Source organism: Mycobacterium sp., from assembly GCF_050701675.1.
GTDB lineage: Bacteria > Actinomycetota > Actinomycetes > Mycobacteriales > Mycobacteriaceae > Mycobacterium.
This window is the reverse complement of the sequence record NZ_JBOGDD010000287.1, coordinates 1-5,347: the sequence shown is the minus strand read 5'-3', so window position 1 is coordinate 5,347 and position 5,347 is coordinate 1. Positions and strand designations below refer to the sequence as shown.

The 5,347-nt window shown below is 67.5% G+C and carries 6 protein-coding genes; 2 read left to right on the top strand and 4 right to left on the bottom strand.

Annotated features, from left to right (window positions below; genetic code table 11):
- Both ACRDUX_RS08510 and ACRDUX_RS08505 read right to left on the bottom strand, forming a co-directional pair.
- Nucleotides 1-231, bottom strand: a 231-nt coding sequence (locus ACRDUX_RS08510) for a PPOX class F420-dependent oxidoreductase (protein WP_526412877.1), incomplete at its 3' end; no start/stop codon positions are given.
- Between the two features lie 33 nt (nucleotides 232-264).
- A complete protein-coding gene (locus ACRDUX_RS08505) occupies nucleotides 265-1,470 on the bottom strand; it encodes an MCE family protein (RefSeq protein WP_526412875.1) in 1,206 nt (401 codons plus the stop codon).
- A 16-nt stretch (nucleotides 1,471-1,486) separates the two neighbouring features.
- Between ACRDUX_RS08505 and ACRDUX_RS08500 the strand changes: the two genes are divergently transcribed.
- Nucleotides 1,487-1,879, top strand: a complete 393-nt coding sequence (locus ACRDUX_RS08500; RefSeq protein WP_526412873.1) for a sterol carrier family protein — start codon at nucleotides 1,487-1,489, stop codon at nucleotides 1,877-1,879.
- Between the two features lie 6 nt (nucleotides 1,880-1,885).
- On the opposite strand, the gene ACRDUX_RS08495 is transcribed toward ACRDUX_RS08500, so the two are convergent.
- The gene (locus tag ACRDUX_RS08495) at nucleotides 1,886-3,193 is read right to left on the bottom strand and encodes a DoxX family protein (RefSeq protein ID WP_526412871.1); all 1,308 of its coding nucleotides are present in this window, start codon (nucleotides 3,191-3,193) and stop codon (nucleotides 1,886-1,888) included.
- A gap of 150 nt (nucleotides 3,194-3,343) precedes the next feature.
- Between ACRDUX_RS08495 and purF the strand changes: the two genes are divergently transcribed.
- Entirely contained in the window at nucleotides 3,344-4,885 is a 1,542-nt protein-coding gene (gene purF, locus ACRDUX_RS08490; protein WP_526412870.1) for an amidophosphoribosyltransferase, read from the top strand.
- A 20-nt stretch (nucleotides 4,886-4,905) separates the two neighbouring features.
- Here purF and ACRDUX_RS08485 read toward each other — a convergent pair.
- Nucleotides 4,906-5,347: Rossmann-fold NAD(P)-binding domain-containing protein (locus tag ACRDUX_RS08485; RefSeq protein WP_526412868.1), on the bottom strand; the 442-nt coding region annotated here is incomplete at its 5' end.

Sequence of the window (5,347 nt, the reverse complement as noted above, 5' to 3'; positions counted from 1 at the left end):
GTCTCTCGAGACGATGTCATCCACCACGAACGCCACCCTTGGGTTGGCGGCGACGTTGCGGAACTTCTGGCTCTTCGACATGCGGTACCCCGCGATGTCGATGGTGCCCAGCTTCTCGTTGTAGGTGAAGCCGACCGGACTGGCCTGTAGCGTGCCGTCGGGCTGAGCGGTCGCCAACCGGCCCAGTTCGGCCCCGCGCAGGTATTCGATCTCGTGCGGTTTGAAGGTCATGAGCCAAAGCTAGGACCTCAACGGAGGTTGACGTCAAGGGTTGATCGTGTACTCGCCGATCTGGCGCCCCCACACGTGATCGACGACCACCGGCTGCCCGATCTCGAGGTGGTTGTACGGGGCGATGCTGTAACCGGTGTCCATCACCAGGTACGGGTTCGGCCACAGGTCGTAGGTGACCTTCTGCCAGCATCCGGGCTTGCCTTCTGGGCCGCCGTGGGCGTTGATGCGCGGCAGGTTGTCGGGATAGATGTACGGGTTTCCTGCGCCCGTGATCGCGCCGTACGCCGCCAGCGAGTAGCCGTTGTCACCGCCGAGGGACTTGGCGATCTGCGGGCCGACGTCGTGCCAGTTGCGCAGCGAGCAGAAGATCATGTCGCGGTACTCGTCGAGGAGGCTCGTCGTCGGGATCAGGTCGGCAGCGGTGCGGACCAGGTAGGGCCCGGCGCGCTCGAGCGGGTCTGCTGCGGTATTGGCGAAGCCGACCGCGGCCATCAGGGAGGCGTCGACGTCGCGACTCTGGGCGTTGAGCGTGCGGGCCGTGGCCACCGCCGCGTCAAGGCCGTCGAAGAGATTCTGCGACGCGCCCGCGTAGACGTCCGCGAGATCGGCGGTTCCCGCGACGTCGCGATTGATCCGGGGCATCAGAGGATTGAGGTCGCCGAGGATCACGTTGGCGTCGTCGAGCGATTCGCCGAACCTGCTGCCGAGCCCGGTCAGCGCCTGCGCGGTCGCCGTCAACGTCTGATTCAGCTTGATCGGGTCGACCTTGGCGGCGATCGACGTGACCGTCTCGAACAAGGTGTTGAACTCCGTCGTCACCGACCTGACCCGGATCTGGTCGCCGCGTGAAATTGGTTGCGGCGAAGGATGTTCCGGAGAGCTGAACGATACGTACTTGTTGCCGAAGACGGTGCTGGCCTTGACGTCGGCGACGACGTTCGACGGAATCGACGCCAGGTACCGGTCGTCGACGTCGATGCTGATCCTCGCCCGTTCGACACCACCGACCTCGGTGGTCTCGATGCGCGTGACCCTGCCGATCTCGACTCCGTTGAGCGTGACCTTCGAACCGGGATCCGCCACCAGCCCGGCGCGGTCCGAGACCAGTTGGAGTTCGGTCCGATTGACGAAGTCGCCTCGATACTGCTTGGCGAGCAGGACCGCGAAGACGACGACGATCGCGACGAGGACCGCGCCTGCCAGCCGGTATGGCGGGTGGTGGCGGTCGGCGAACACTTTGCGACACTAGGGTATGGCCGCCCGGCGTACAGCGGATCCGACGAAGACCCGAGATGCCGTGTCGGCGCTCTCGGGCTGGCTGCGCGACGAGAACGCCGCGACACCGGAGCGAAGCGCCCTTGCCGACGCGGTGCGGCTCACGGCCAGGACGCTGGCGGCGTTGGCGCCCGGCGCGAGCGTCGAAGTCCGGGTGCCGCCGTTCGTTGCCGTGCAATGCATCTCCGGCCTGGCGCACACCCGTGGAAACCCGCCCAACGTCGTCGAGACCGACCCGCGCACCTGGCTTCTCCTGGCCACCGGTCTGCTGACGCTGCCAGACGCCGTCGCAGGCGGAGCCGTCCAGTCATCCGGTTCGCGGGCCGGCGAGATCGCCCACTTCCTGCCGGTCGTCCAGCTGCCCGCCTGACGCGGTTCAGCCGAGGAACGGCTGTTCCTGCACCCAGTGGAAGCCACGGTTGAGCAGAGTGAAGTCGTCAAGGGACTGGCGTTGCAGCGAGATGCTCACCGGTCGCCCTTCGAGACGGCCGGTGAGACGCAACCGGTCGGTGGCCTGCCGGTCGACCGTGAACGTGGCGACGTCGGACAGCACGAGGGTGTTGTCGGACCGAACCGCCGCGACGTCGACGAGGTCCCCGTTCATCCGCTGATACGTGACCACCTCGGGGGCGTCGAAGACGACTCGCTGCCAACGGAACTCGTCGGTGGTCACCGGCTGCCGCGGCGTCCCGTCGACGGTGAAGTCGGTGACCGCCCAGATGCCGTAGAGCTCCGGCTTGGGCCTGCCGCCGCCGTATTGGTTCCACTGAGCCACGTTCAGCGTCACGCACCCGGCCAGGACCCAGACGCCCAGCGCCACCTGGACGGCTGCCGCGATCCGGTTGCGCGCTGCGGAGGCGAACAGCGGCGCCTGGGTGGCGGGCTGAGCCGGCCGCGCGAAGATCAGCATGTCGGCGAGTCGTCGGGCCTGCGGTGCGAGCAGCACGGCGCTCATCACCAGGAGATGAAACGACAAGATCTTGACCGGCACGTCGAAGGTCATGTTCAGCAGGAAGATCTGCGCCGTGGACGCCAGACTGAGCAAGCTGCCCAGCGTCGCCGTCCTCGGTGGGAACAGCAGCAGGCCCGCGGCCACCTCCACGGAGCCGAGCGCGATCTCGTAGGGATGCGAGCTGCCGACCTGCAGCCACAGCACCGCCATCGGACTCAGGTCGCCGAACCGCTCGAGCAGCGCGGCCAGTGGGGGAGCGGGCATCTGGGTCGGGATGACCTTCGCGAAGCCGTAGAACAGCATCTGGCCGCCGAGGCACATGCGCAGGAAGACCAGGAACCAGGCGGCCAGCCGTCCGTAGGTGAGGCGATGCCGGTCCAGCGCCGACCAGACGGCCGTCGCGACGAGCGCGACGAGCAGCACGCAGAACACCAGCACCCAGATGGCGGATTGGTCGCCGCTGCCCGTATCGGGACTCAGCGCCGCGTCGGTGCCGAAGACCGTTCGCCCGACCCATCGGGTGACCGGATCGAGCAGCACCATCTGCCACAGCACGGCGTGCTCGGGGAGCCACCGGGCGAGGGGGCCCGCAAAGGCGAAGGTGATCTGCGCGAACACCAGGCAGAACAACCCGAGGTAGACGAAGCAGAAACGGAAGGCGACCCTCGTGCAGAGCCGCCAGGGCGGTGCCTCCTCGGCTGTCCGCGCGTCCTGTTCCGTGGCCGTCTGCACGTGATCCTCCCTCGTCGAGAAATGCCCGCGCCGTCGTCGTTGTTGACCAACGTGGCGACATCGGCGTTTCCGGCGCTTCGATTCCACCTTCGAACGGTGTTGACCGTAGACTGACCACGTCACCCACAGCCCCCAGGGAGCAGACTGATCGTGACCGCCGACCAGATCGAGCAGACGGAAAACGAACCCAAAGAAGAATGTGGCGTCTTTGGCGTCTGGGCTCCCGGCGAGGACGTGGCCAAGCTCACGTACTACGGCCTGTATGCCCTGCAGCACAGGGGTCAGGAGGCGGCGGGCATCGCCGTCGCCGACGGGTCTCAGATACTCGTCTTCAAGGATCTCGGCCTCGTCAGTCAGGTGTTCGACGAGCAGACGCTGGCCGCCATGGATGGCCACGTCGCGATCGGGCACTGCCGCTACTCCACCACGGGTTCCACCACGTGGGAGAACGCCCAGCCGGTGTTCAGGAACACCGCCGCGGGCACCGGCGTCGCACTGGGCCACAACGGCAACCTGGTCAACACCACCGAACTCTCGGCCCGCGCCCGCGACGCCGGGCTGATCGGGATGCGCGGCGCGACCGCCGCGACCACGGATTCCGACATCCTCGGTGCCCTTCTGGCGCACGGCGCCGCAGATGCCACGCTCGAACAGGCTGCGCTCGAGCTGCTACCCACCGTGCGCGGCGCCTTCTGTCTGACCTTCATGGACGAGAACACGCTCTACGCGGCCCGCGACCCCCACGGTGTCCGGCCGTTGTCGCTGGGACGGTTGGACCGCGGCTGGGTGGTTGCCTCGGAGACGGCCGCGCTCGACATCGTCGGCGCCTCCTTCGTCCGTGACATCGAACCGGGTGAGCTGCTGGCCATCGACGCCGACGGCGTGCGCTCGACCCGGTTCGCCAACCCGACGCCCAAGGGCTGTGTGTTCGAGTACGTCTACCTCGCCAGGCCGGACAGCGTCATCGGCGGCCGCTCGGTGCACGCCACCCGCGTGGACATCGGCAGGCGGTTGGCCCGCGAGGCGCCCGTCGACGCCGATCTGGTCATCGGTGTGCCAGAGTCCGGCATCCCTGCGGCAGTCGGATATGCGCAGGAATCGGGCATCCCCTACGGCCAGGGCCTGATGAAGAACGCCTACGTGGGGCGCACGTTCATCCAGCCGTCGCAGACCATCCGCCAGCTCGGCATCCGGCTCAAGCTCAACCCGCTCAAGGAAGTCATCCGAGGCAAGCGGCTCATCGTCGTCGACGACTCGATCGTGCGCGGCAATACCCAGCGCGCGTTGATCCGGATGCTGCACGAGGCGGGCGCCGTCGAGGTGCACGTGCGCATCGCGTCGCCGCCGGTCAAGTGGCCGTGCTTCTATGGCATCGACTTCGCCACGCCCGCCGAGCTGATCGCCAACGCCTCGAACGCCGGGGCCAACGAGGACGAGATGCTCGACGCCGTCCGTCGCGCCATCGGTGCCGACAGCCTCACCTACATCTCACATCAGGGAATGGTCGCCGCCACCGAGCAACCCGCGTCGCGGCTCTGCTCGGCATGCTTCGACGGTCAATATCCCATCGAGCTTCCCAGCGAATCGGCACTCGGCAAGAACGTCATCGAGCACATGCTGGCCAATGCGGCCCGCAGCGGCCTGTCCGTGCAGTCGGCCAACGACAACGCCTCGGCGCTCCGCCGTCCCTGACGGTTACCTGGCCCTGAAAGTCACTGGGGCACTGCCGAACTGAATCGGATGAGGTGACGGCGGCCCTTGCCTGCCGTGTCGTCGTGCTGCAACGCCCGTCTGACGGAGTCGCGATAGCTCGTCGACCCACCCGCGGGCGGACCGATGACTGCATCGACGTCGTGTTCGGACATCACCGCGTCGTGTTCGAGTGATTCGACCAACGGCCGCGCCAGGCCGGAGGGGATCGGCGTGACCAGGCCCACCCACCAGCTCGCGATGCTCGGCGTCAGGAGAGGCAGCGCGACGATGACCCGCCTGCGCAGCCCTGCCTCCTCGGCGTAGATCTGCATGGCGTCGCCGTACTCGAGCACGTCCGGCCCGCCGACGTCGTAGGTGCGTGACTCCGGCACCGGCGCGACGGCGGACTCGGCCAGATAGTGCAGCACGTCGCCGATCGAGATCGGCTGGATCTGGTTGTGC